We start from the raw sequence: 22,025 nt of genomic DNA, 5'->3' as shown, positions 1-22,025 counted from the left end.
GTGCAGGGTCTTCTGCTCCGGCTTTCCACACTCGACACCGACGCCGAGAGCGCGGTGCGGGTCATCGCCTACTTCGACTCGCTGGTGCGCGACCATGTCACCGTGCCCGTGCTGCTCGCGGCCACCGCGCGGCTGGCGCGATGCCCGGTCGGCCTGCACGACGCCACCACCGGCCGGCGCCTCCGGACGGGCCCGGACGGCCGGTCCGCCGACACGGAGACGCCGCGCGCCGGGGAGGGGGGCCGGGCGAGGGAGCTGAGCGGCGGCCTGGGCAGCGTGTGGATGGAACGCGAGGGCGCCCCCCACGGCCTCGACGACATCGTGCTCGAACGGTTCGCCGCCGCCGCCGAGCTGACCTTGGAACGCGCCGCCGCGCAGGCCCGCGAGGGCCGGGACCCGGCGCTGGTCGAGCTGGTGCTGTCGGCCGAGACCGGCGAGGCGGAACGCGCGCGGGCGCTGCGCCTGCTCGGTTTCGCGCCGTCCACCCCGCTCCAGGCCATGGCCTTCGCCCTCCCCCACGACCCGCTTCACGCCACGGCATCCACCATCGCCCGCGACCCGCTTCAGGCCACGACGTCCACCACTCCCCGCGACCCGCTCCGGACCACGGCGTCCGCCCGCCTCCACGACCCGCTCGCGGCCGGGTTGCGGGCGATGGGGCACCGCGTGCGGACGGCCAGGATCGGCGACACCCAGGCCGTGCTGGTGGCCACCACCGTCGAGGGCGAGCTGCCCGAGGGCGCCCGCGTGGGCATCGGCCCCGAGCTACCCGGGTCGCACGCCGCCGAGTCCTGGGCCAAGGCCCGCACGGCGCTGCGCTTCACCGGCCCGCACGACCGGGTGGTGCGCTGGACTGATCTCGGCGCGCTCGCGCTGTTCGCCGACCTGCCCGGCCCGGCCGTCGCGGAGCTGGCCGACGTACGGGCGATGGCGCGGCTGAGCGAGGACCACCTGCTCGCGGTGCGCGCGCTGTGCTCGGCCGGGTCGGTCCGCGCCGCCGCCACCGGGGTGCACCTGCACCACAGCTCGATGGCGGCCCGCATCGCGCGGGCGGAGTCGGTGCTGGGCTTCTCCCTCGCCGACCAGGCCGGACGCCTGCGCGCCCACCTCGCCCTGGCCCTGCTGCGCCTCCTCGCGAACGCCACCACCGCTGACGCCACCACCGCTGACGCCGCCAACGCCGGCGCCGCCAACGCCGGCGCCACCACCGCCGGCGCCGCCAACGTCACGCCCACCACCGTCGGCGCCGCCACCGCTACAGGCGGTACGCCCGCCTGAGCGCGGCCAGCCGGGTCTCCCGCGCCCGCCTGCTCAGCGGGGTGTCCGGCACCATGACGTCGAACCCGTGGAACGCCCCCGGGTAGAGGTGGAACTCGGTGGACACCCCGGCCCGCGCCAGCCGCTGGGCGTAGTCGATGTCCTCGTCCCTGAACACCTCCAGCTCGCCCACGTCGACGAACGCGGGCGGCAGCCCCGACAGGTCCTCGGCCCGCGCCGGCGCCGCGTACGCCGGGACGTCCGGGCCACCCGCCCGGTCGCCGAGCAGGGCGGACCAGCCGTAGAGGTTCGCGGCCCGGTCCCAGACCACGGCCTCGGTGAACTCCAGGCTCGACGGGGTGGTGTTGCGGTCGTCGAGCATCGGGCAGATCAGCAGCTGGAGGACCACCTCGGGCCCGCCCCGGTCGCGGGCGAGCAGCACGGTCCCGGCGGCCAGCCCCCCACCCGCGCTGGCCCCGCCGACGGCCAGCCGGGCGGGGTCGATGCCCAGCTCCTCGGCGTTCTTGGCGGTCCACAGCAGGCCCGCGTAGCAGTCCTCGACCGGCGCGGGGTGCGGGTGCTCGGGCGCCAGACGGTAGTCGACGGAGACCACGACGACGCCGAGCCGCTCGACGTACTCGATCATCGCGGCCTCGTCCACCTCGGGCATGCCGACGATCATGCCGCCGCCGTGGATCCAGTAGAGGCCGGGCCGGCCGGCGCCGTCCTGCGCGGGGCGGTAGACGCGGACCCGGATGTCCGGTTCGCCGTCGGGACCGGGGACGCGGCGGTCCTCGATCCGCACCTCGGTCTCGGCGGGCGGCGTCGCGGCCAGCATCGCGTGGATCTGGGCGCGGTGCCCGGCCAGCTCCTCCGCGTCGAGCGCCGTCACGTCGAACGCCGGGAACGGCGCGTTCTCCAGGGCGGCACGCAGGTCCGGATCGAGGTTGGGGTGGAACGCCATGAGGACTTCCTTCCACGGAGGGGCTTGCCGTACCCCTCGATGGTCGGATCTCGCGCGACGGCGCGGCAACCGCCATCCGGCTGCCGTTGGCGGCCCGACGCCCGCCGTCCGGCGACCTCGGCCAAGGCCGGGGCAAGGTCGGCCGAGGTCAGCTCAGGAGGGCGACGACCTGGTCGGCCGGGGTCAGCTCAGGAGGGCGACGACCTGTTCGGCCGGAGTCAGCTCAGGAGGGCGACGACCTGTTCGGCCAGGGGCGCGGCGCTGGCCGGGTTCTGGCCGGTGACCAGCCGGCCGTCCACGACGACCTGCGGCTGCCAGTCGGGGGCGGGCTCGTGCCGGGCGCCGCGTTCGGTCAGCGCGTCGGCCAGCAGGAACGGCACCACCCCCGCCACGCCCCGCGCGGTCTCCTCGCTGTTGGTGAAGGCGGCCACCCGCCGCCCGTCCACCAGGTGGGAGCCGTCGGACAAGGTCAGGCCGACCAGCGCGGCCGGGCCGTGGCAGACCGCAGCGACCACGCCGCCGCGCTCGTAGATCTCGCGGCCGACCCGGGCCACGTCGGGGTCGGCGGGGAAGTCCCACATGGTGCCGTGGCCGCCGGCGTACAGGACGGCGTCGTAGGCCGAGGCGTCCACCGCGGAGAGGGGGGCGGTGTCGTCGTCCAGGCCGGTGGCGAGGAAGGCGGCCTGCGCCGGGTCGTCCGGGTCGTGGCCGTCGCGGGGCGGCCGGCCGCCGGCGATGCTGGCGACGTCCACCTCGAAGCCGGCCTTGGTGAATATCTGCCAGGGATGGGCCGCCTCGGGGACGTAGTATCCGGTACGCTCCACGCCGCCGAGGTCGTCGTGGCTGGTCAGCACGATCAGGATGCGCTTGCTCATGCCGTCGAGCATGGCCGGGAAAGCCCATCAGCAACAAATAGCGAGACGTCGGTCGTGGCATCAGAATAGTGATGTGTCCTCTCTCTCGCTGGACCTGCTGCGGACCTTTCTCGCCGTCCACAGGACCGGCTCCATCACCGCCGCCGCGCACACACTCGGCCTCTCGCAACCGGCGGTGACCGCCCAGGTCAAGACGCTGGAGGCGACGCTCGACCGGCCGCTGTTCGACCGGCTGCCGCGCGGCGTCGCGCCCACCCCCGCCGCCGACGAGCTGGCCCGCCGGGTGGCCCCCGCCCTCGACGCGCTGGAGGAGGTGGCCGGCTCGGAGCTGCCCTCGGACGAGGCCGTGCACCTGGGCGGCCCGGCCGAGTTCCTGTGCGAGGAGGTCATGCCGATGCTCGCCCCGCTCGTCCGCGACGGGCTGCGCCTGCGCACCACCCTCGGCCTGGCCGACGACCTGCTGGCCGACCTCGCGGCCGGACGGCTCGACCTGGTGCTGTCCACGATCCGGCCCCGGGTGCGCGGCATCCAGGCGGACCCGGTCTACGACGAGGAGTTCGTCCTGGTGGCGGCGCCGTCCGTGGCCCGCGGGCTGCCGGCCGGCCGGGTCGGGCCCAAGGAGCTGGCCGCGGTCCCGGTGGTGGCCTACGCCGAGGACCTGCCCATCGTGCGCCGCTACTGGCGGGCCGTCTTCGGGCGGCGGCCGTCGATGGCCGCGCAGGTCGTCATCCCGGACCTGCGCGGCGTGCTGAGCGCGGTGCGGGCCGGCATGGGCGTGTCCGTCCTGCCCGCGTACCTGTGCCGTCGCGACCTGGCCGAGGGCACGCTGGTCGTGCTGGCCGAGCCGGCGGAGCCGCCGATCAACACCGGCTACCTGGCCGTTCGGTCGGGCGCGCCGGCCAGGCCGGCCGTGGGGCGGGTGCGGGCCCACCTGCTGGCGGCCTTCCGGGCAGCGCCGCCGTACTGACGACGAAGGTGGATGACGGGCGATCAGCTTGGGCATGCTGGGCACATGTGTCATTCCACCGACAGCCGGCCGCCCGCCCCGCCGATCCAGGGCGAGGTGGCGGCGCACGAGCAGATCACGCTGACCTCCGCCGACGGCACCCGCTTCATGGCCTACCGGGCCGACCCGGCCGAGCCGAACGGCCGCGGCGTGGTGATCATGCCGGACGTGCGCGGCCTGCACCCGTTCTACCGCGACCTCGCGGTGCGCTTCGCCGAGGCCGGGTTCCGCACGATCGCGATCGACTACTTCGGCCGCACCGCCGGGACCGGCGACCGGGGCGACGACTTCGACTACATGCCGCACGTCGACCAGCTCAAGCTCGACCAGGTGCAGGCCGACGCGGCGGCGGCGACCGCCGAGCTGGCGGCCGGCGGCCCGGTGTTCACGGTCGGCTTCTGCATGGGCGGCGCGCTGTCGTGGCGTCAGGGCGCGGAGGGCAACGGCCTGGCCGGGAGCATCGGCTTCTACGGCGCGCTGCGCTTCATCGACGAGCCGAAGACCGGTCCCGGCGCGCCGCTGCTGCTGCTCCGGGGCGGCGCGGACAAGGTGTCGAGCCCGGAGGAGTTCGACGCCTACACCGCGGCGCTGGACCGGGTGGGCACCGAGCACGAGACCCACGTCTACGAGGGCGCGCCGCACTCCTTCTTCGACCGCTCGTACAAGGAGTGGGAGGGCGTCTGCCAGGACGCCTGGCGCCGCATCCTGTCCTTCACCGAACGGCACTCAGCCTAGGTACGCGGCCCGCACCACCGGATCGTCCCTGACCCGGGCCGGCGTCCCGGACGCGATGACCCTGCCCAGGTCCAGGACGACGATGCGGTCGCAGATCTCCATGACGAAGCCCATGTCGTGCTCGACCAGCAGCACGGTGGTGTCCAGGGCCCTGACGACCTCGCCGAGCCGGGCGGTCTGGGCGGCGTCCAGGCCGGAGGTGGGCTCGTCCAGCAGCAGGAGCCGAGGACGGTCCGCGAGCGCGCGGGCCAGCTCGACCATCCGGCGCTGCCCGACCGGCAGCGCGGCGGCGTACGCGTCGCGCAGCGGGGTGAGCCCGCACAGGTCGAGCACCTCGGCCACGCGTGCGCCGCGCTCGCGCTCGATCCGCCGCCGGCCCGGCCACCCGGCCAGATCGGCGGCCAGCCCGCCGCCACCGCCGTGCCAGTCGAGCGCGGCCAGCACGTTCTGGGCCACGGTGAGCCGGCCGAACACCTGCGTGCGCTGGAACGTCCTGCGCACGCCGGCTCTGGCCCGCCGGAGCGCGGACACTCCGGTCAGGTCGCGCCCGGCCAGCGTGACCCGGCCCGCGACCGGCCTGCGCAGCCCGGACACCACGTCGAACAGCGTGGTCTTGCCCGCGCCGTTCGGGCCGATCACGCCGCAGACCTGGCCGGGCCCGGCCTCGAACGACACGCCGTCCAGCGCCCTGACGCCGCCGAAGGCCACGGACACGCCCTGCACCGCCAGCATTCACCTCACCCCCAGGTAGGCGGCGGTCAGCCGGTCGCCGTCCACCTCCGAGCGGGGGCCCGTCCAGGTGACGGCGCCCAGCCGCATGAACGCGACCCGGTCGGCGACGGCCAGCGCCTCGGTCGCCTTCTCCTCGACCAGCAGCAGCGCCACGCCCCGGTCGCGCAGCTCGGCGAAGACGTCGAACACCTGCCGCACCACGAGCGGGGCCAGGCCCAGCGAGGGCTCGTCGGCGATCAGCACCCGCGGCGGCCGCACCAGGGCCGGGGCCAGCGTGAGGAGCTGCTGCTCGCCGCCGGACAGGGCGCCCGCGGCCACCGTACGGCGGGCCGCGAGCTGCGGCAGGCGCCGGTAGACCGGCTCCGGATCCTCCAGCCAGGTACGCAGGTTCTCCTCCACAGTGAGCCCGGGGAAGACGCCCCGCCCCTCGGGGGCCAGCAGGACGCCCGCGCGCGCCCGCCGGTGCGCCGGCCAGGCGGTGACGTCCACGCCGTCGAGCAGGACGCGGCCGCCGGTCACCGGCAGGTCCCCTGCGGCGACGGCGCACGTGGTGGACTTGCCCGCGCCGTTCGCGCCGAGCAGCGCCACCACCTCGCCGGGCCGCACCTCCAGCCGCACCCCGCGCAGCACGGTGCAGTCGGCATAGCCCGCCACGACGTCCTCCAGCACGAACAGCGGCCCCCCGGGGCCGCCGGGCGCGGAAGGCCTGCCGGAAGAAGCACCGAAAGAAGCACCGAAAGAAGCGGCGGGAGAAGCGGCGGGAGAAGCACCGGGAGAAGCACCGGGAGAAGTGGCCGAGAGGCGGCGGGCGCGGCGGCGATGGCGGGCCTCGGCGAGCTGGGTGAGCACGCCGTCCGGATGCCGGGCCAGGATCATGCCGCCCGCGCCGAACAGGATCGACCCGACGTGCGCGGAGACGTCCCAGGTCGCCAGCAGTTCGGGCACGGCCACCGCGACCAGCCCGCCGAGCACCGCCCCGCCGATCCTGCGCACGCCCTGCAGCACCACCACGGCCAGCCAGACGAACCCGGCGAACGCCGGCAGGTCGGTGGCCGTGACCGACCCCTTGGAGATCGCGAACAGCACGCCGCCGAGCCCGGCGATCCCCGACGCCAGCACGAACAGCACGATCTTGGCCCGCGGCGCGGACAGCCCGGAGGTGACGGCCGCCGCGGGCGCCGACCGTACGGCGAGGACGGCCCGCCCCGACGCCGACCGCTCCAGGTTGCGCACCAGCAGCGCCACCAGCCCGATCAGCGCCAGCAGCACGGCCACCCGCACCCGCGGGTCGGAGGTGTCGGCGAAGCCGAGCCCGAGCGCCGGCAGCGCCCATCCGATGGTCCCGTTGCTGAAGGCGTCCACCTGGAACAGCACCTGGTCGGCCAGCAGCGCCAGGGCCAGCGTGGCCAGCGTCAGCACCCGGCCGCCCAGCCGCAGCGCGGGTAGCGCCACGACCAGCCCGACGGCCCCCGCCGCGGCCACCCCGAGCAGGATCGCCACGACGAACGGCAGCCCGGAGGCGAACGCCCACCCGCAGGTCAGCGCGGCCATGGCGGCGAAGGCGGCCTGCGCCAGGTTCACCATGCCGCCGATCCCGGTGACCACCACGAACGAGCAGAAGATCAGCGCCAGCACCAGCCCCTGGGCCGCGACGCCCACGTAGTACTCCGGCCCGAGCAGGGCGAAGGCCGCCAGCGCGGCCAGGCCCGCCGCCCACGGCAGCCGCCTGCGCCAGGCGGGCACCCCGGCCAGGTGGTCGGGCGGCGGGACGTCTTCGGCGGCGCTGCCCGCCACCCGCTCCCGCGACCGGTTCAGCAGCAGCAGCCCGGCGAACAGCAGGATCACCGGCACGGCCGTGCGCAGCCCGGTGACCTCCTCCAGGAAGTCGGTGTACCCGGCGACCAGGTTCTGCACGACGCCGAGCGCGAGCCCGGCGGCGAACGTCCAGGGGATCGAGCGCAGCCGCCCGAACACGGCCGCCGTCGCCGAGGCGAACAGCAGCACCGTGTACGCCGTCGCGTCCAGCCCGAGCACCGGCGCCGCCAGCACCCCGGCCAGCCCGGCGAGCCCCGATCCGAGCATCCAGGCCAGCGCCGAGGTGGCGTCGGCGTCGATGCCCCGGAGCGTGGCCAGGCGGCGGCGGTCCACGCAGGCGCGCATGCGCAGCCCGTACGGCGTGTGCCGCAGGAACGCCCACAACCCCGCCGCCGCGACGGCCGAGAAGGCGAAGGTGATGAGCTGGTCGCTGTCCAGCCGCACGCCGAGCGGGTCGAACGCCTGGGCCGGATGGGGGCCGACGCCGCGCGGCAGCGAGGTGGCGTCCGTGGCGGGCAGCCCGGCCAGTTCCACGGCCAGCAGGCCGAGCGCGGGCAGCGCGATCGTGAGCCCGATGGTGGCGACGATCTGCGCGGTCTCCCCCGCCTGGGCGAGCCCGCGGAACATGGCCCGGTGCAGCAGGTAGCCGAGCGCGGGCGCGAACAGCCCGGCCGCCACCAGCGCCGACAGCCAGGCGGGCAGCCCGGCGGCGGCGGTGAGCTCGTAGAACACGAGGGCGGCCAGGAAGCCGACGGCGCCGTGGGCGAAGTTGAACACCCCGGTCGCCGCGTACGACAGGGTCAGGCCGGAGCCCATGATCGCGAAGACGGCCCCGGTGACCAGGCCGCTGAGCACGTACTGGAGGATCATTTCAGCGGCACGTTGTCGAAGCAGGCCATCCTCCTGGCCACCTGGAAGGCGCCGCCCTCCAGTTTGACCAGGGCGCCGCAGCCGTTCGGCTCGCTGTGGTCCCTCGGGTAGCGGATGCGGCCGAACCCGGGGTTCTCGTAGAGGTAGTCGCCGTTGGCGGTGGCCAGGAACTTCTCCCTGGTCAGGTCCTTGCCGGTGCGCTTGAGCACGTCGAGGAAGATGTCGGCGGACCAGTAGCCGATCGCCAGGTGCTGGGTGAGCGCCGTGCCGGGAGCGACCTGCTCGACGTCCTTCTTGAGCTGGGCGATCTCGGGCGCCGGCGACTCGAACGGCTCGAACATGGGCGCGGCGATCACGCCGTCGAGCGCCTGCGCGCCGGCCGGGTCCTTGAGGATGGCCAGGTCGTAGCTGGTGGCGTCGGTGAGCACGCCCTTGTAGCCGGCCCGTTTGAGCGCCGCGTAGAGCCCGACGTTGAACTTGGTGCCGGCGATCACCGAGACGACGACGTCGGGGGCCCTGCCGCCGTCCGAGGTCATGATCTTGTTGACGTACGGGAGCCAGTCGGGGGGCGGGGCGGCGGCCGGCAGGCCGGAGTTCACGCCGGCCAGCCTGAACCCGGCCGCGGTGAACGACTGGGAGATGGTCGTGCCGCCGTACTTGCTGCCGCTGGAGTCGCTGGTCTGCACGTAGACGCTCTTGCCGGCGGCGCCGCCGAGCAGGTCGGCCAGCTGCCTGCCCCACCACGTCTGGGACCCGGCGCCGCGTTTGGGGGCCAGGCAGCCGTTGTAGCCGAACCCGGTCCTGGTGCCGCACCACTGCGGCCCGGTGGCCCAGCCGAACCAGGGGACGCCCTGCTGTTCGAGGAAGGCCGCGCCGCCGAAGTTCGGGGCGTGCACCGGGACCAGGGCGAACACCTGGTCCTTCTGGACGAGTTTCTTGGCCGCCGCGTCGCCCTTGGCCGCGTCCTGGGCGTCGTCCTCGGCGCCGATGAAGTCGATCTTCCGGCCGTGCACGCCGCCCTCGGCGTTGGCGCGGGCGAACCTGGCCTTCGCCCCGATCTCGGCGTCCCTGGTCGAGTAGCCGCTCGCGCTGGTCTTGGTCAGCACGCCGCCGATCTTGATCGTGGTGTCCGTCACTCCCGCGCCCGACTGGGCCGCGCCGGTCTGCTGGGCCGCGCAGCCGGCGACGAGCAGCGTCAGGGTGAGCGCCGCCGCGCCCCGCCGTACCATGTTGTTCTCCTCGCGACTCGGCCTAGCGCTCGCTTGGTTTCGCTGAGCGTAGATTTGCCGGGAAGGGGTGTCAACGGCCAACCGAGCAACCGCTTGCTCGCAGGCGGCGCGCCGGGCTAGCGTGGGGCGCATGCTGATGCGCGCGGCCGTGCTGACCGGGTTCCACGCCCCGATGGAGATCCGCGACGTCGAGATCGACGACCCCGGCCCCGGCGAGGTGCGCGTCCGGATCATGGCCTCGGGCGTGTGCGGCTCCGACCTCAAGGCCATCGACGGCAAGAGCCCGGTGGTGAGCGCGCCGCCGTTCATCCTGGGGCACGAGAGCGCGGGCGTGGTCGAGAGCGTCGGCGCGGGCGTCACCTCCGTCAGGCCGGACGACCACGTCATCATCGCCATGAGCGGCCCCTGCGGGCGCTGCCGCCACTGCGGCTCCGGCCGCTTCCACCTGTGCTCGGGCCCGCAGCGGCTGCCGACCATCATGGGCGGCCCGCCCAGGGTCACCCTCGACGGCCGGGAGACCCGCCGCTTCATCGGCATCGGCTCGTTCGCCGAGTACGCGGTGGTCGCCGAGGCCATGTGCGTCAAGATCGCCAAGGACGCGCCCTTCGCCGCCATGTGCCTGCTGGCCTGCGGCGTGGTCACCGGCGTGGGCGCCGTCCTGAACGTGGCCGAGGTGCCGCCGGGCGCCTCGGTCCTGGTGGTCGGCTGCGGCGGCGTGGGGCTCAACGTCATCCAGGGCGCGGTGCTCGCCGGCGCCACCACGATCATCGCCGCGGACGTGGCCGAGGGAAAGCTCAAGCTGGCCGAGCGCTTCGGGGCCACCCACCTGCTCACCGCCGGCGACCTGCCCCGCCAGGTCGGCGCGCTGGTCCGCGGCGGCGTCGACTACGCCTTCGACGCGACCGGCGTCCCCGGCGTGCTGGCGGAGGCCTTCGCCGCCACCCAGCCGGGCGGGACCACGGTCATGGTCGGCAGCCCGCCCCAGGGCCACCCCATGGCGCTGGACACCGGGCTGCTGTTCTCCTCCCGCCGCCTCATGGGCACCCAGGGCGGCGACGCCGCGCCGCACCGCGACCTGCCCATGCTGGCCGCCCAGTACCTCCGCGGCCGCCTCGACCTCGACGGCCTGATCACCGAACGCCTCCCCCTCGACCAGATCAACGAGGCGGTCGCCCACGTCCGCCAGGGGACGGTCGCCCGTACGGTCATCACGTTCTGAGGCGCTATTCTAATTTCCTTTGGAATAGTGGAGGTTGTCCCATGTCGTACCCCCAGCAGCGCTACCTGGCCGAGACCGGCGAGATCAGCGCCACCCTGCGCCCGGCGGACAAGGGCCCCGACCTGTCGATGGCGACCGGCACCCGCGTCCACTACCTGGGCACGGGCGGCTCGACGAACGGCGCCTACGGCCTGTACCGCTGGGAGATGGGCCCGCGTCCCGGCGGCGCGTCCCCGCACTTCCACCGCACCATCACCGAGTCGTTCTACGTGCTGACCGGCACCGTCCAGCTCTACGACGGCGACAAGTGGGCCGACGGCCGCCCCGGCGACTTCCTGCACGTGCCCGAGGGCGGCGTGCACGCCTTCCGCAACGCCTCCGGCGAGCCGGCCTCGATGCTGGTGCTCTTCACGCCGGGCGCGCCGCGCGAGGCGTACTTCGAGGAGCTGGCCGAGATCACCCACAGCGGCCGCGAGCTCACCCCCGAGGAGTGGACCGAACTCTGGCTGCGCCACGACCAGTACGCGGTCTGATGGCCGATTTCCCCGAGGAACCCGTCTACCGGCACCTGGCCCGCGTCGGCAAGGCGCTGGCCAACCCGGTGCGGCTGCGCCTGCTCGACGTGCTCGACCAGGGCGAGCGCACGGTCGAGGAGCTGGCGCGGGCGGCCGGCGTGCCGCTCAAGAACACCTCGGCCCAGCTCCAGCACCTGCACGCGGCCCACCTGGTGACCAGCCGCCGGGACGGCACGCGGATCCGCTACCGGCTGGCCGACGAGCAGGTCTCGCGCTTCCTGGGCGACCTCCAGCGGTTCGCCCACGACCGGCTGTCCGGCCTGCGCGAGGCGGTGCGGGAGCACCTGGGGGACCTGTCCGGCGTCACGGCCGACGAGCTGGCCGCCCGGCTGGCCGACCCCGGCACGGTGGTCGTCGACGTCCGGCCGGCCGCCGCCTACGCCAAGGGACACGTGCCGGGCGCGATCTCGGTGCCCCTGGAGGACCTGGCGGGCCGCCTGGCGGAGCTGCCGGCCGACGCCCGGGTCGTGGCCTACTGCGGCGGGCCGTACTGCGTGCTCTCCCCGCAGGCCGCACGCCTGCTGCGCGAGCGCGGTCTCGACGCCCGCCCGCTGGACGGCGGCCTGGTCGGCTGGCGGCGTGCCGGGCACGAGGTCGTGCGGGAGCGTACTGTGAGCGGGTAATCGCCCACAGTGAGGGAGGTCCGCATGCTCGTCAGAGGAGCCGTCGCGGCCGGCCTGCTCGCGGTCGTGACCGTGGGCGGCGCCGGCCCCGCGCAGGCCCGCTACCGCTACGACTTCCGCAGCCGCGAGGTGGTCATCTGGAGCGAGCCGAAGGGCGGCGCGGCCCAGCTCGGCGTGGGCCGTCCCGGCGACGGGTTCGACTCCGACCGCTCTGAGGAGCACGAGCTGTTCCGCTGCGACGACGCCTTCGACAGCACCCTGTGGCACCACGGCACCGACGCGGCCACGGGCGTCGTCGGGTGGGTGCCGGCCTGCCACCTCGACGACCCCGACTGACCGGCCCGCCACCCCGACGACCCCGGACCGGCCCGCCACCTCGGCGCCCCCGGCTCACCGGCCGCCGGCGGGGTCAACGCCCGGCGCCCACCGGCTCCTGCGCGCGCTCGCGGCGCGGCTCCGGCTCGTCCTCCTCGTGGCCCTCGACCGACAGGTTCGGCAGCAGCCGGTCCAGCCAGCGCGGGCACCACCAGTTCGCCCGGCCGAGCAGCACCATCGTGGCCGGCACGAGGAAGCCGCGGATGACGGTCGCGTCCACCGCGATGGCCACGGCCAGCCCGACGCCGAACGTCTTGACCATCGCGTCCGGGTAGGCGATGAACGCCACGAACACCGCCACCATGATCAGGGCGGCCGAGGTGATGACCCGGCCGGTCGAGCCGAGGCCCTCGGCCACCGCCCGGCTGTTGTCGCCGTGCCGGGCGTGGGCCTGGCGCACCGCGGTGAGCAGGAACACCTCGTAGTCCATCGACAGGCCGAACAGCACCGCGAACAACATCAGCGGCACGTAGCTCTCGATCGGCACGGAGAAGAACAACGTCTGGAGGTAGGAGGCGTCCATGGGGGCGTCCATGCCGACCAGGCCGCTGCCGAGGCCGATCGAGAACACCAGCGCGAGCGCGCCGAACGCGGCGCCCAGCGACACCAGGTTCATCACGGCGGCCTTGACCGCGACGACGGGCGCGCGGAAGGCGAACAGCAGGAGCAGTGCGCTGAGCAGCACGACCACGCCGATGACCAGCGGGGTGCGCTCGTTCATGCGGTCCCCGGCGTCGGTCAGCCCGGCCACCTTGCCGCCGACGTGCACCTGGACGCCCGGGATCGAGATGGCCCTGACCTCCCTGACCACCTCGGCGGCCTTGGGGTCGCTCGGGGCGTAGTCGCTGATCGTCTGGAGCAGGACCGAGCGGCCGGAGGCGTTCACCTTGGGGTCCGACACGTGGGCGACCCCGTCGACGCGGGCGACCTCGTCGGCGATCCGCTTCACGGCGGCGTCCCCGGCGCCGGAGACCTTCTCCGGCAGCTCGGCGACCACGATGAGCGGGCCGTTGCTGCCGGGGCCGAAGGCCGTGGCCATCAGCTCGTACGCGCGCCGCCCGGCCGAGTCCTTGGCCGCGTACCCCTCGTCCAGGGGCCCCAGCTGCAGCGCGAGCGCGGGCGCGGCCAGCGCGCCGAGCACGAGGACGCTGCCGATCAGCACCCGCCACGGCCGGCGCGCCACCCACGCGCCCAGCCCGGCCCAGCCGGCGCCCCCGCCGCGGGTGGACGACCGCCCGCGGACCAGCGGCACCTTGAGCGCGTTGACGCGGTGGCCGAGCAGCCCGAGCAGGGCGGGCACGAGGGTGACCGAGGTCAGCACGGCGAAGACGACGGAGATGCCGGTCACCCAGCCGAGCGTGCTCAGCAGCGGGAACCCGGCCAGCATCAGCGCGCTCAACGCGATGATCACCGTGCCGCCGGCGAACACGACGGCCCCGCCCGAGCTGGCCACCGTCCGCCGTACGGACTCCACGACCGGCACGCCGTCGGCCAGCAGCTTGCGGTGGCGCGACAGCAGGAACAGCGCGTAGTCGATGCCGACGCCGAGCCCGATCATCGTGGACATGATCCCGGCCTGCTTGGGCATGTCCACGACGTAGCCGAGCAGGCCGATCACGCCGAGCCCGGTCGCGACGCTGACCAGCGCGGCGAAGATCGGCACCATCGCGGCGACCAGCGTCCCGAACGCGAAGACCAGCACGAGCAGCGCGCACACCACGCCGATGATCTCGCTCGGCCCGGTCTTGATCTCCTTGCTCGCCGGGTTGGAGTCGGCGGCGGGCACCACTTCCAGCCCGGCGTCCCTGGCCGGGGCAGCGGCGTCGGACAGGGCCTGGGTGTCCTCGCCCACCTTGTCGGGGTCGTTGCCCTGCATCTTGACGGTGATCACGCCGATCTGCAGGTTCGAGGCGATGCCGCCCATCCGGTAGGGCGTGTCCACCTGGACGACGTGCGGCATCGTGCGCATCGCGGCGACCGCGCGCTCGACGGCCTGCTTACGCGGTTCGTCGGTGAGCTTGCCGTCCGCGGAGTACAGGAGGAGTTGCACGGTTCCGCCGGTGGCGTAGCCGGGGCCGAAGCCCTCCTTCATCAGGTCGTGCGCGCGCTGCGCGTCGGTGCCCGGGATGGAGGCGTCGTTGCTGACCGGGCTGCCGAGCGCGAGGCTCGCGCCCATCAGGCCCGCGGCCAGGGCCACCCATAAAGCCAGCACGATCCGCCCGTGCCGCGCGCACCAGCCACCCAGCCGACCAAGAAACCGCGTCATCGTCTCGCCCCTGCCCGACGGCCGTCCTGTACGGTCGTACAGGACTACGATAAAACGGAGGACATCCGAAATTCCGGATCCCGTGGGAAATGAGACGATGACCACACCCGACGACACCCGCTCCCGGATCCTGGCGGCCGCGCGCGAGCTGTTCGCCGAGCGCGGCTACGCGGGCACCTCGCTGGCCGACATCGCCGCCGCGGTCGGGCTGACCAAGACCGCCGTCGCCTACCACTTCCACCCCAAGGACCGGCTGGCCTCCGAGCTGCTCTCCCCCGCCGCGGCCGAGATGATCACGCTGCTCGACACCGAATACCCGGACCGCAAGGCGTTCGTCGAGGCCCTGGCCGTCTTCGCGGTGCGGCACCGCGCGGTGATCCGCCTGTTCATGGAGGACCTCGCGGCCGACGACAGCCAGCCGCCCGGCTCCGAGCGCGCGGTCGTCGGCACGTTCAGGGACGAGATCTTCGCCAAGCTCGCCGGCGAGAACCCGGGCCCGGAGGCCAGGGTCAGGTGCTGGGCGCTGCTCGGGGCGCTGCAGTGGGGCGTGGTCAAGACCATGGACCTGCCCGAGGACCAGGTCACGGCGGTCATGCTGGAGTCCGCGCTGGCCTTCTGACGACTTCCCCGCCGCTTCCCCGCGGCTTCCTCGTCGCTCCCCCTCCGCGTCCGGGCCGCGTCCCCGCCGCGTCCGGGCCGGGTCCGGGCCGCGTCCGGGCCGCGTCCGGGCCGTTTCCGGGCGCGCCGGTGGCGGCTACAGGCCGGTCGAGGGGTCGGTGGCGGGGCCGGTCGGGGTCTGCGTGGGCTCCTCGGGGCCGGGGCCGCCGGACTGGCCGGCGACGCCGACGGTGATCACCACCACGTCGCCGGGCGCGGCGCAGGTGCCCGGGGTCAGGCTCTGGCCCAGGACGGTGTCCGCCTTGGCGTCGTCGTCCACGACCTGGGCACGGGACCGTACCGTGAAGCCGGCCGCGACCAGGGCGGCCCGGCCGTCGGCTCGGGGCCGCCCCACCACGGACGGCACCTCGACGCCCTGGCGAGCCACCGTGAGCGCCACCGTCGCGCCGCCCGGCAGCCGCGCGCCGGCCTCCGGCCGCGTCGCGAGGACCTGGCCGTCCGGCTGGTCGGAGCAGGCCCGGGTGACCGTCCCCGCCGCGAGCCCGGCGGCGGTGAGCGCCGCCTCGGCCGCCTTGCGCTGCCGCCCGATCAGGGACGGCACCGGCACCCCCGCCGACACCTCCAGCGCGACCGCGCCGCCCCGGCCCACCACCGTGCCGGCCGCCGGACGGCTGCCCAGCACCCGGCCGATCTCCCGCGGCGAGTCGGTCCTGGTGACCGCGCCGACCGTCAGTCCGGCCTGCTTGAGCGCCTTGACCGCGGCGGCCCGATCCATGCCGGTCAGCGGCGGAACCGCGACCGTCACCGGCCGCCCGGCTGTCGGCTCACCGGTGGGTCCACCGGTGGGGCCGCCGGTAGGTCCGCCGGTGGGCTCGACGGGGGGCTCGACGGCGGGCGCGACCGTGGGCACGCGCTGCCGCTCGGCCGGCTTCCCGCCCGGCCGCGAGGAGGCGTGCGCCGAACCCGCCGGGCTCGGCGGCGCCGCCGGCAGCACGGACGCCTGGCCGGAGCGGTGGCCGTTGAGCGCGGGCACGATCACCGTGAGCACGACCGCGGTCACCAGCAGCGCCGCGCACACGGCCACGACCGCCTGCACCCACCCGGCCCCGCGCCCCCGGCGGTCCGTCGCGCCCGTCCCGGCCCGCGTCCTCAGACCGTCCGGCTCGTCCGGCGCCCTCGGGCCTGGCGGGCCCGGCTCGTACGGCACCTTCGGGCGTTGCGGGGGCGGCTCGACCGGGGCCGTCGGGTCCGGCGGGGTCGTCGGGCCGGTGGAGGTGGGAGGTTCCGGGCCGGCGCCCGTCCGGGAGCGCAGGTGGTAGGCGCCGGCCGCACCGGTGACCTCGGGCTCGGCCAGCGGCACGGGCGGACGTTGCCCGGGGACCAGCGGCACGTCCCCGTACCCCCGGTCCGGCGCGTCCGGCTCGCCCAGCAGCGCGAGCAGCAGTTCCCTGCTGGAGGGCCGGTTCCTGACGTCCTTGTCCAGGCAGGCGGCCACCAGCACCCGCAGCCGCCCGTCCAGCCGGCCCAGCTCGGGCGGCGCGGTCAGGATGCGGTGCAGCACCGGCGCCACCGAGTCCTGCCCGAACGGCGCGCTCGCGTTGGCCGCGAAGCACATCGTCGCGCCCCAGGAGAAGACGTCGGCCGCCCCGGTCACGGCCGAGGCGGTGATCTGCTCGGGAGCCATGTACGCCGGCGTGCCCACGCCCCGGTTCGTCACCGTGGCCGCCGCGTCCAGCGCCCTGGCCAGGCCGAAGTCGATCACCCGTGGGCCGTCGGGCCCGAGCAGCACGTTCTGCGGCTTGAAGTCCCGGTGCACGATGCCCGCCCGGTGGATCGCGGCCAGCGCGGTCGCGGTGCCGACCGCCAGCCGCTCCAGCGCGCCGCCGTGCCGCGGCCCGGTCAGCGAGACCTCCCGGTGCAGCGAGGGCCCGTCGACGTACTCGCTCACGATGTACGGCCGGCCCTCGTCGAACCCGGCGTCGATCACCTGGGCCGTGCAGAACCTGGCCACATGCTTGGCCAGCTCCACCTCCCGCAGGAACGCCCCTTGCTCGTCCCCCACGGGCCCGTGCAGCAGCTTGACCGCGTACCTCTCGCCGCCTCGCGAACCGAGGAACACCGCGCCCTGCCCGCCTTCACCCAGCCGCCCGGCGAGCTCGTACTCGCCGAGTCTGTGCGGGTCCCCCGTTCTCAGCGGCTGCGCCGTCGGCACGGGGCGCCTCCCCTCGCCGCCACCCCTTCTTGCTCTCCACTGAAGGCAACGGGCGGCGTTCAGTCAACAGTGTGCACGGCAATCGCCGCCTGACCGTGACACAGCCGGTCAGGAGGAACGGGAGAGCTGGCCCGCGTACATGACGGCGCCGGTGTCGGACCGGGTCACCTTGACCAGGAACCGGTCGGGGTCGTCCGAGGGGACGATGCGGACCGTCCCGGCGTGGCACGCCTGGCCCTTGACCTGGCCGAGGGCGAACACGACGGGGCTCCTGGTGGGGGCGAGCCGGCCGGAACAGTGCAGGTCGGCGCCCCAGCGCATGGTGGATCCGCCGTCGGCGCGCAGGCGCAGCTCGACCGGGAAGACCCGGCCGGCCGTGGGGTGCTCGGCCGATCCCGTCCAGGTGCCGTCGAGGGTGGTGCGCGTCGCGTCCGGCGTCCCGGTGGCGGGGGTGTGCTGGGCCGTCCCCTTCCAGGTGCCGTCCAGGCCGGGGCCCTGGGACGCCCGCAGCCAGAACACGAAACCGGCGACCCCCATCACGACCCCGGCCACCGCCACGACCACCTGCCACCCCCGCCACGCCCTCCGCCCCGCGACGGCGGCCGTCCCTTCGGAGGGAGGGGAGCCCGCGACGGCGGGCGTCTCAGGGGGTGAGCCCGCGGGGGCGCGGGTTCCCCTCGGGGAGGGCCAGGGCACTGTGGCGGGCGGCCCTTCCGGGGAGAGGCGTGGCACTGTGGCCGGGGCTCTGTCGGGGGTGGTCGTGGGGGCGGCGGCCTGGGCGCCGGAGGGGAGGACGTCGCCCGTTCCGCCGTCCTGGCCGAGCAGCGCGCGCAACGTCTCCTCAGCGTCCGGACGGTCGCGCGGGTCGTGGGCCAGGCACGCCTCCACGATCTCCCGCAGCCGCCCCGACAACCCGCGCAGATCGGGCTTGCCGTACAGGATCCGGGCCAGGACCTCCTGGTAGGTGTCCGCCATGTACGCGTGCCGCCCCCCGGCCGTGTACGCCACGGTCAGCCCCCACGCCCACATGTCGGCGGGCGGCCCCGCCGGCTCCCCGCTGATGCGCTCGGGCGACAGGTAGGCCGGCGTGCCGATGGGCGACCTGGTCGTGGTGGCGGCGGCGTCCATCAGCCGGGAGACCCCGAAGTCGATCACCCGCGGCCCGTCGAGGCTGAGCAGCACGTTGCCCGGCTTCAGGTCGCGGTGGACGACCCCCGCCCGGTGGATCGCCCCCAGGGCGGTGGCGGTGCCGATGGCCAGCCGGTCGAGCGAGCCGCCGCGCCGCGGCCCGCCGGCCGTCACGTGCTCGCCCAGCGAGGGCCCTTCGACGTATTCGCTGACCAGGTAGGGCCGGTCGCCGTCGAGGTCGGCGTCGAGGAGCTGGGCGGTGCAGAAGGCCGCGACCCGGCGCACCGCCTCCACCTCGCCGAGGAACCTGCGCCGTACGTCGGCGTCCTTGGACACGCTCGCGTGCAGCAGCTTGATCGCGACCTGCGCCCCGGCCGCCGAGTGACCGAGGAAGACGACGCCCTGGCCGCCCTGCCCGAGCCTGCGCGAGAGCCGGTACTCCCCCAGCCGCCGGGGATCATCAGCACGGAGCTCGGACATAGGGCGTCATTATGGCATCGCCTGCAGCAGCGCGGCGTAGCCGTCGAGGGCGCGCAGCACGACGTCCGCCGGGCCGCTCGGCAGGGTGGCCACGGCCTCCTCGATGCCGAGCCCGGCGAAGTAGTCCAGCTTCTCCCTGGTGGGCAGCGTCCCGAACGGGATCACCCGGGCCATCGGCCGCCCGGCCTTCTCGCACGCCTCGCGCAGGGCGGGCAGCGCGTCCTTGATGCCCTTGCCGCCGATGGGCATCCAGCCGTCGCCGTACTCGGCGATGTGGGCGAACAGCTTCGGCCCGGCGGCCCCGCCGAGGTAGACGGGCAGGTCGTGCGCGGGCTTGGGCCACGACCAGGACGGTTCGAGCCCTTCGACGGCGGCCACCTCGTCCCGCCAGAAGGCCCGCATGGCCAGCACGTTGCGCCGGGCGACCTCGCGCCGCCGCCCGTACGGCACGCCGTGGTTCTCGATCTCCTCGACGTTCCAGCCGAACCCGACGCCGACCACCACCCGCCCGCCGGACAGATGGTCGAGCGTGGCCAGCGCCTTGGCGGTCACGATCGGGTCGCGCTGGGCGGCGAGCAGGATGCCGGTGCCGACGCGCAGCCGCCGGGTCGCGGCGGCGGCGAAGGAGAGCGCGACCAGCGGATCCAGCGTGCGCTTGTACTCCTCGGGCAGCTCGGCCTGGCCGCCGGCGGGCGGCGTGCGGCGGCTGACCGGGATGTGGGTGTGCTCGGGCAGGTAGAGCGAGTCGAACCCGCGTTCCTCGGCCGCGGCCGCGAGGTCCTGGACCGGCATGGCCAGATCCGTGGCGAACATCGTGACACCCAGCCTCATACGGCCTCCTCATATCAACCAAGCGATTGCTCGGCTAAGATTTCCAGGGTAGCTTGCAAGGCGACGTCCGCGGAAAGAGGTTCCCGGTGAAGTTCTCTATCTTCCTGAATCCGCAGATTCCAGGCTCTGGATACGCGGCCGAGGAGAACGCCAAGGCACGGCGTCCCATCGGACGCGACACCGAGTCGTATCAGCGGCTGCTGCACGAGGTGCGGGAGATAGCCGTCCACGCCGACCAGATCGGGTTCGACGCGCTGATGATGACCGAGCACCACTTCCACTCCGAGGGGATGGAGTTCTCGGTCAATCCGCTGATGTTCCTCACCGACCTCGCCGCGCGGACCGAGCGCATCCTGCTCGCCCCGCTCGGCATGGTGCTGCCCGCCTGGGACCCGATCAGGGCCGCCGAGGACGTGGCGCTGCTCGACCAGTTCAGCAAGGGCCGCCTGCGGCTCGGCGTGGCCCGGGGTTACCAGAACCGCTGGATGAACGTCCTCGGCCAGCGCTGGCAGGCCGCCGCCGCCCGCTCCGACGGCTCGGCCTCGGACACGCGGAACTTCGACGTCTTCGGCGAGGTGCTGAAGATCATGAAGATGGCCTGGACGCAGGAGACCCTCCGCTACAAGTCCGACGTGCTGGACTACGAGGTGCCGTACCCCTTTGACGGTATCGAGGGCTGGCCCGCGATGGAATGGACCAAGACGTTCGGGGCGCCCGGCGAGGTCTCCGACGACGGGAAGATCCAGGCCGTCTCGGTCTGCCCCCGGCCGTACCAGAACCCGCATCCGGAGTTGTGGCAGCCGTTCACGATCTCCGACCGGTCGGTGATCAGGGCCGCGCAGGAGGACATCCTGCCGTGGATGTTCACCCCCAACCCCGACGACCACGCCGCCAAGGCCAAGCTCTACCAGGAGGAGTCGGCCCGGCAGGGCCGCCACTACAAGCTGGGCGAGCACACCGGCATCCTGAAGATCGTCGGCATCGCGGACACCACCGAGGAGGCGATCAACACCTTCGGCCGCAGCATCCCCAAGGACTTCGCCGCCTTCTTCGGCCCCTTCGGCTACCTGGAGGTGCTGCGCAAGAAGGAGGACGAGAAGCACAAGCCGATCTCCCCCGAGAAGGGCGACGCCAAGCGCATGAACGACGTGGAGATGGCGCTGTTCGGCACGCCGGACGACGTCAAGCGCGGCATCCAGCGCATGCTCGACCGCATGCCGGACCTGGAGTGGTTCGGCCTGTACATGCAGGGGCAGCAGGGCGTGCTCCCGCTGGACACGGTCAAGCGGAACCTGGAGATGTTCGCCACCAAGGTCGCGCCGGAGTTCCGATGAAGATGTGGCTGGGGGCCTCGTTCGTCCCGACCGACCAGTTCGTGGAGCTGGCGCGGGCGGCCGAGCGCTGCGGCTTCGACACCTTCACGCTGTCGGACCACCTGTTCTACGCCGACTTCGCCTCGCGGTACCCGTACTCGCGGTCGGGCGCGCCCCGGTGGGACGCCGCGACGCACTGGCCCGACGTGTGGGTGACGATCGGCGCGATGGCCACGGCCACCACGACGCTGCGCTTCTCGCCGAACGTCTACATCGCCCCGGCCCGCGACCTGTTCACCGTGGCCAAGCTGGTCTCCACGGCGGCGGTGCTGTCGCGGGAACGGGTGACGTTCGGGGTCGGGGTGGGGTGGTGCGAGGAGGAGTTCGCCGGCACCGGCCAGGACTTCCACACCCGGGGCCGCCGCCTCGACCGGATGCTGCCCACGCTGCGCGCCCTGTGGTCCGGCGAGACCGTCGAGCTGGACGGCCTGCCGCCGCTGTCGATCTCCCCCACGCCCGCCGGGCCCGTGCCCGTCTACGTGGGCGGCGACAGCGAGGCGGCGCTGCGCCGGGCCGCCCGCTTCGGCGACGGCTGGCTGGGCAACCGCATCTACACCGAGGAGCAGCTCGACCCGGTGCTCGACACCCTCCGCCGGCACCTCGACGAGAACGGCAGGACGGGCCCGTTCGACATCGTCGCCCCGCTGGCCGTGCTGCCGGACGCCGAGACCTACCGCCGCTTCGCCGCCAAGGGCGTGACCGCCACCATGGCCGCCCCCTGGTGGCTGGCCACCCCCGAGGAGAAGGCCCGGTACGGCGCGGACAGCCTCGACCTGAAGATCGCCACGATGGAGCGCTTCGCCGAGGAGGTCATCGCCAAGCTCTGACCCCGGAGCCCCGGC

At 74.3% G+C, this 22,025-nt stretch carries 19 protein-coding genes; 10 read left to right on the top strand and 9 right to left on the bottom strand.

Annotated elements, in window-relative coordinates; all coding sequences use genetic code 11:
- The gene (locus ACFYYW_RS45565) at positions 1–1,278 is read left to right on the top strand and encodes a helix-turn-helix domain-containing protein (protein WP_387659950.1); all 1,278 of its coding nucleotides are present in this window, start codon (positions 1–3) and stop codon (positions 1,276–1,278) included.
- Here the strand turns inward: ACFYYW_RS45565 and ACFYYW_RS45560 are convergent.
- Both ACFYYW_RS45560 and ACFYYW_RS45555 read right to left on the bottom strand, forming a co-directional pair.
- Positions 1,256–2,221: an alpha/beta hydrolase gene (locus tag ACFYYW_RS45560; protein WP_387659947.1), complete on the bottom strand. Its 966-nt coding sequence runs from the start codon at positions 2,219–2,221 to the stop codon at positions 1,256–1,258. The genes ACFYYW_RS45565 and ACFYYW_RS45560 overlap by 23 nt on opposite strands.
- A 218-nt stretch (positions 2,222–2,439) precedes the next feature.
- A complete protein-coding gene (locus ACFYYW_RS45555) occupies positions 2,440–3,096 on the bottom strand; it encodes a type 1 glutamine amidotransferase domain-containing protein (protein WP_387659944.1) in 657 nt (218 codons plus the stop codon).
- A 73-nt stretch (positions 3,097–3,169) separates the two neighbouring features.
- Here ACFYYW_RS45555 and ACFYYW_RS45550 point away from each other — a divergent pair, with 73 nt between their 5' ends.
- Together ACFYYW_RS45550 and ACFYYW_RS45545 are read left to right on the top strand one after the other, a co-directional pair.
- On the top strand, positions 3,170–4,063 hold the full coding sequence (locus ACFYYW_RS45550) for a LysR family transcriptional regulator (RefSeq protein ID WP_387659941.1): 894 nt from the start codon (positions 3,170–3,172) through the stop codon (positions 4,061–4,063).
- Between the two features lie 45 nt (positions 4,064–4,108).
- Positions 4,109–4,837: a dienelactone hydrolase family protein gene (locus ACFYYW_RS45545; RefSeq protein WP_387659938.1), complete on the top strand. Its 729-nt coding sequence runs from the start codon at positions 4,109–4,111 to the stop codon at positions 4,835–4,837.
- Here the strand turns inward: ACFYYW_RS45545 and ACFYYW_RS45540 are convergent.
- Genes ACFYYW_RS45540 through ACFYYW_RS45530 form a run of 3 tightly spaced genes read right to left on the bottom strand, consistent with a single transcriptional unit; the run spans position 4,829 to position 9,483 of the window.
- Complete coding sequence (locus tag ACFYYW_RS45540) at positions 4,829–5,569, bottom strand: ABC transporter ATP-binding protein (protein ID WP_387659935.1); 741 nt, start codon at positions 5,567–5,569, stop codon at positions 4,829–4,831. The two genes, ACFYYW_RS45545 and ACFYYW_RS45540, sit on opposite strands and share 9 nt — an antisense overlap.
- Positions 5,570–8,254, bottom strand: a complete 2,685-nt coding sequence (locus tag ACFYYW_RS45535) for an ATP-binding cassette domain-containing protein (RefSeq protein WP_387659932.1) — start codon at positions 8,252–8,254, stop codon at positions 5,570–5,572.
- The gene (locus tag ACFYYW_RS45530; RefSeq protein ID WP_387659929.1) at positions 8,251–9,483 is read right to left on the bottom strand and encodes an ABC transporter substrate-binding protein; all 1,233 of its coding nucleotides are present in this window, start codon (positions 9,481–9,483) and stop codon (positions 8,251–8,253) included. The genes ACFYYW_RS45535 and ACFYYW_RS45530 overlap by 4 nt, the downstream gene beginning before the upstream one ends.
- 130 nt (positions 9,484–9,613) lie before the next feature.
- Here ACFYYW_RS45530 and ACFYYW_RS45525 point away from each other — a divergent pair, with 130 nt between their 5' ends.
- Genes ACFYYW_RS45525 through ACFYYW_RS45510 form a run of 4 tightly spaced genes read left to right on the top strand, consistent with a single transcriptional unit; the run spans position 9,614 to position 12,236 of the window.
- Positions 9,614–10,702 carry an alcohol dehydrogenase catalytic domain-containing protein gene (locus ACFYYW_RS45525; protein WP_387659926.1) on the top strand — a complete coding sequence of 363 codons (1,089 nt, stop codon included), beginning with the start codon at positions 9,614–9,616 and terminating at the stop codon, positions 10,700–10,702.
- Positions 10,703–10,743: 41 nt separating this feature from the next.
- Entirely contained in the window at positions 10,744–11,235 is a 492-nt protein-coding gene (locus ACFYYW_RS45520) for a cupin domain-containing protein (protein WP_352319410.1), read from the top strand.
- The gene (locus ACFYYW_RS45515) at positions 11,235–11,900 is read left to right on the top strand and encodes an ArsR/SmtB family transcription factor (RefSeq protein ID WP_387659923.1); all 666 of its coding nucleotides are present in this window, start codon (positions 11,235–11,237) and stop codon (positions 11,898–11,900) included. Before ACFYYW_RS45520 ends, ACFYYW_RS45515 begins: the two co-directional genes overlap by 1 nt.
- 24 nt (positions 11,901–11,924) lie before the next feature.
- The gene (locus ACFYYW_RS45510) at positions 11,925–12,236 is read left to right on the top strand and encodes a hypothetical protein (protein ID WP_387659920.1); all 312 of its coding nucleotides are present in this window, start codon (positions 11,925–11,927) and stop codon (positions 12,234–12,236) included.
- Positions 12,237–12,309: 73 nt separating this feature from the next.
- Here ACFYYW_RS45510 and ACFYYW_RS45505 read toward each other — a convergent pair whose 3' ends face one another.
- Positions 12,310–14,541: an MMPL family transporter gene (locus ACFYYW_RS45505; protein ID WP_387659918.1), complete on the bottom strand. Its 2,232-nt coding sequence runs from the start codon at positions 14,539–14,541 to the stop codon at positions 12,310–12,312.
- Positions 14,542–14,638: 97 nt separating this feature from the next.
- On the opposite strand from ACFYYW_RS45505, the gene ACFYYW_RS45500 reads away from it, so the two are divergent.
- The gene (locus ACFYYW_RS45500; RefSeq protein WP_352319403.1) at positions 14,639–15,160 is read left to right on the top strand and encodes a TetR family transcriptional regulator; all 522 of its coding nucleotides are present in this window, start codon (positions 14,639–14,641) and stop codon (positions 15,158–15,160) included.
- Positions 15,161–15,295: 135 nt separating this feature from the next.
- Here ACFYYW_RS45500 and ACFYYW_RS45495 read toward each other — a convergent pair whose 3' ends face one another.
- The 3 genes from ACFYYW_RS45495 to ACFYYW_RS45485 form a co-directional block, all read right to left on the bottom strand.
- The gene (locus tag ACFYYW_RS45495; RefSeq protein WP_387659916.1) at positions 15,296–17,371 is read right to left on the bottom strand and encodes a PASTA domain-containing protein; all 2,076 of its coding nucleotides are present in this window, start codon (positions 17,369–17,371) and stop codon (positions 15,296–15,298) included.
- Between the two features lie 108 nt (positions 17,372–17,479).
- Positions 17,480–18,979, bottom strand: coding sequence for a protein kinase (locus tag ACFYYW_RS45490; RefSeq protein WP_387659914.1), 1,500 nt, complete (start codon positions 18,977–18,979; stop codon positions 17,480–17,482).
- 9 nt (positions 18,980–18,988) lie between these two features.
- Positions 18,989–19,810, bottom strand: a complete 822-nt coding sequence (locus tag ACFYYW_RS45485; RefSeq protein ID WP_352319397.1) for a TIGR03619 family F420-dependent LLM class oxidoreductase — start codon at positions 19,808–19,810, stop codon at positions 18,989–18,991.
- An 86-nt stretch (positions 19,811–19,896) separates the two neighbouring features.
- On the opposite strand from ACFYYW_RS45485, the gene ACFYYW_RS45480 reads away from it, so the two are divergent.
- Together ACFYYW_RS45480 and ACFYYW_RS45475 are read left to right on the top strand one after the other, a co-directional pair.
- The gene (locus ACFYYW_RS45480) at positions 19,897–21,144 is read left to right on the top strand and encodes an LLM class flavin-dependent oxidoreductase (protein WP_352319395.1); all 1,248 of its coding nucleotides are present in this window, start codon (positions 19,897–19,899) and stop codon (positions 21,142–21,144) included.
- The gene (locus tag ACFYYW_RS45475; protein WP_352319393.1) at positions 21,141–22,010 is read left to right on the top strand and encodes a TIGR03619 family F420-dependent LLM class oxidoreductase; all 870 of its coding nucleotides are present in this window, start codon (positions 21,141–21,143) and stop codon (positions 22,008–22,010) included. The genes ACFYYW_RS45480 and ACFYYW_RS45475 overlap by 4 nt, the downstream gene beginning before the upstream one ends.
- The last annotated feature ends 15 nt before the right edge of the window (positions 22,011–22,025 follow it).

It is taken from the genome of Nonomuraea sp. NPDC001831 (genome assembly GCF_042892035.1).
In the GTDB taxonomy this organism is placed as follows: domain Bacteria; phylum Actinomycetota; class Actinomycetes; order Streptosporangiales; family Streptosporangiaceae; genus Nonomuraea.
The sequence above is the reverse complement of the archived record's forward strand: the minus strand, read 5'-3'. Positions and strand labels throughout refer to the sequence as shown.

Excerpts from the sequence above, each read along its gene's own strand:
- ACFYYW_RS45560 (WP_387659947.1), bottom strand. The coding sequence starts at position 2,221 with ATGGCGTTCCACCCCAACCTCGATCCGGACCTGCGTGCCGCCCTGGAG.
- ACFYYW_RS45555 (WP_387659944.1), bottom strand. The coding sequence starts at position 3,096 with ATGAGCAAGCGCATCCTGATCGTGCTGACCAGCCACGACGACCTCGGC.
- ACFYYW_RS45545 (WP_387659938.1), top strand. The coding sequence starts at position 4,109 with ATGTGTCATTCCACCGACAGCCGGCCGCCCGCCCCGCCGATCCAGGGC.
- ACFYYW_RS45540 (WP_387659935.1), bottom strand. The coding sequence starts at position 5,569 with ATGCTGGCGGTGCAGGGCGTGTCCGTGGCCTTCGGCGGCGTCAGGGCG.
- ACFYYW_RS45535 (WP_387659932.1), bottom strand. The coding sequence starts at position 8,254 with ATGATCCTCCAGTACGTGCTCAGCGGCCTGGTCACCGGGGCCGTCTTC.
- ACFYYW_RS45530 (WP_387659929.1), bottom strand. The coding sequence starts at position 9,483 with ATGGTACGGCGGGGCGCGGCGGCGCTCACCCTGACGCTGCTCGTCGCC.
- ACFYYW_RS45525 (WP_387659926.1), top strand. The coding sequence starts at position 9,614 with ATGCTGATGCGCGCGGCCGTGCTGACCGGGTTCCACGCCCCGATGGAG.
- ACFYYW_RS45520 (WP_352319410.1), top strand. The coding sequence starts at position 10,744 with ATGTCGTACCCCCAGCAGCGCTACCTGGCCGAGACCGGCGAGATCAGC.
- ACFYYW_RS45515 (WP_387659923.1), top strand. The coding sequence starts at position 11,235 with ATGGCCGATTTCCCCGAGGAACCCGTCTACCGGCACCTGGCCCGCGTC.
- ACFYYW_RS45510 (WP_387659920.1), top strand. The coding sequence starts at position 11,925 with ATGCTCGTCAGAGGAGCCGTCGCGGCCGGCCTGCTCGCGGTCGTGACC.
- ACFYYW_RS45505 (WP_387659918.1), bottom strand. The coding sequence starts at position 14,541 with ATGACGCGGTTTCTTGGTCGGCTGGGTGGCTGGTGCGCGCGGCACGGG.
- ACFYYW_RS45500 (WP_352319403.1), top strand. The coding sequence starts at position 14,639 with ATGACCACACCCGACGACACCCGCTCCCGGATCCTGGCGGCCGCGCGC.
- ACFYYW_RS45490 (WP_387659914.1), bottom strand. The coding sequence starts at position 18,979 with ATGTCCGAGCTCCGTGCTGATGATCCCCGGCGGCTGGGGGAGTACCGG.
- ACFYYW_RS45485 (WP_352319397.1), bottom strand. The coding sequence starts at position 19,810 with ATGAGGCTGGGTGTCACGATGTTCGCCACGGATCTGGCCATGCCGGTC.
- ACFYYW_RS45475 (WP_352319393.1), top strand. The coding sequence starts at position 21,141 with ATGAAGATGTGGCTGGGGGCCTCGTTCGTCCCGACCGACCAGTTCGTG.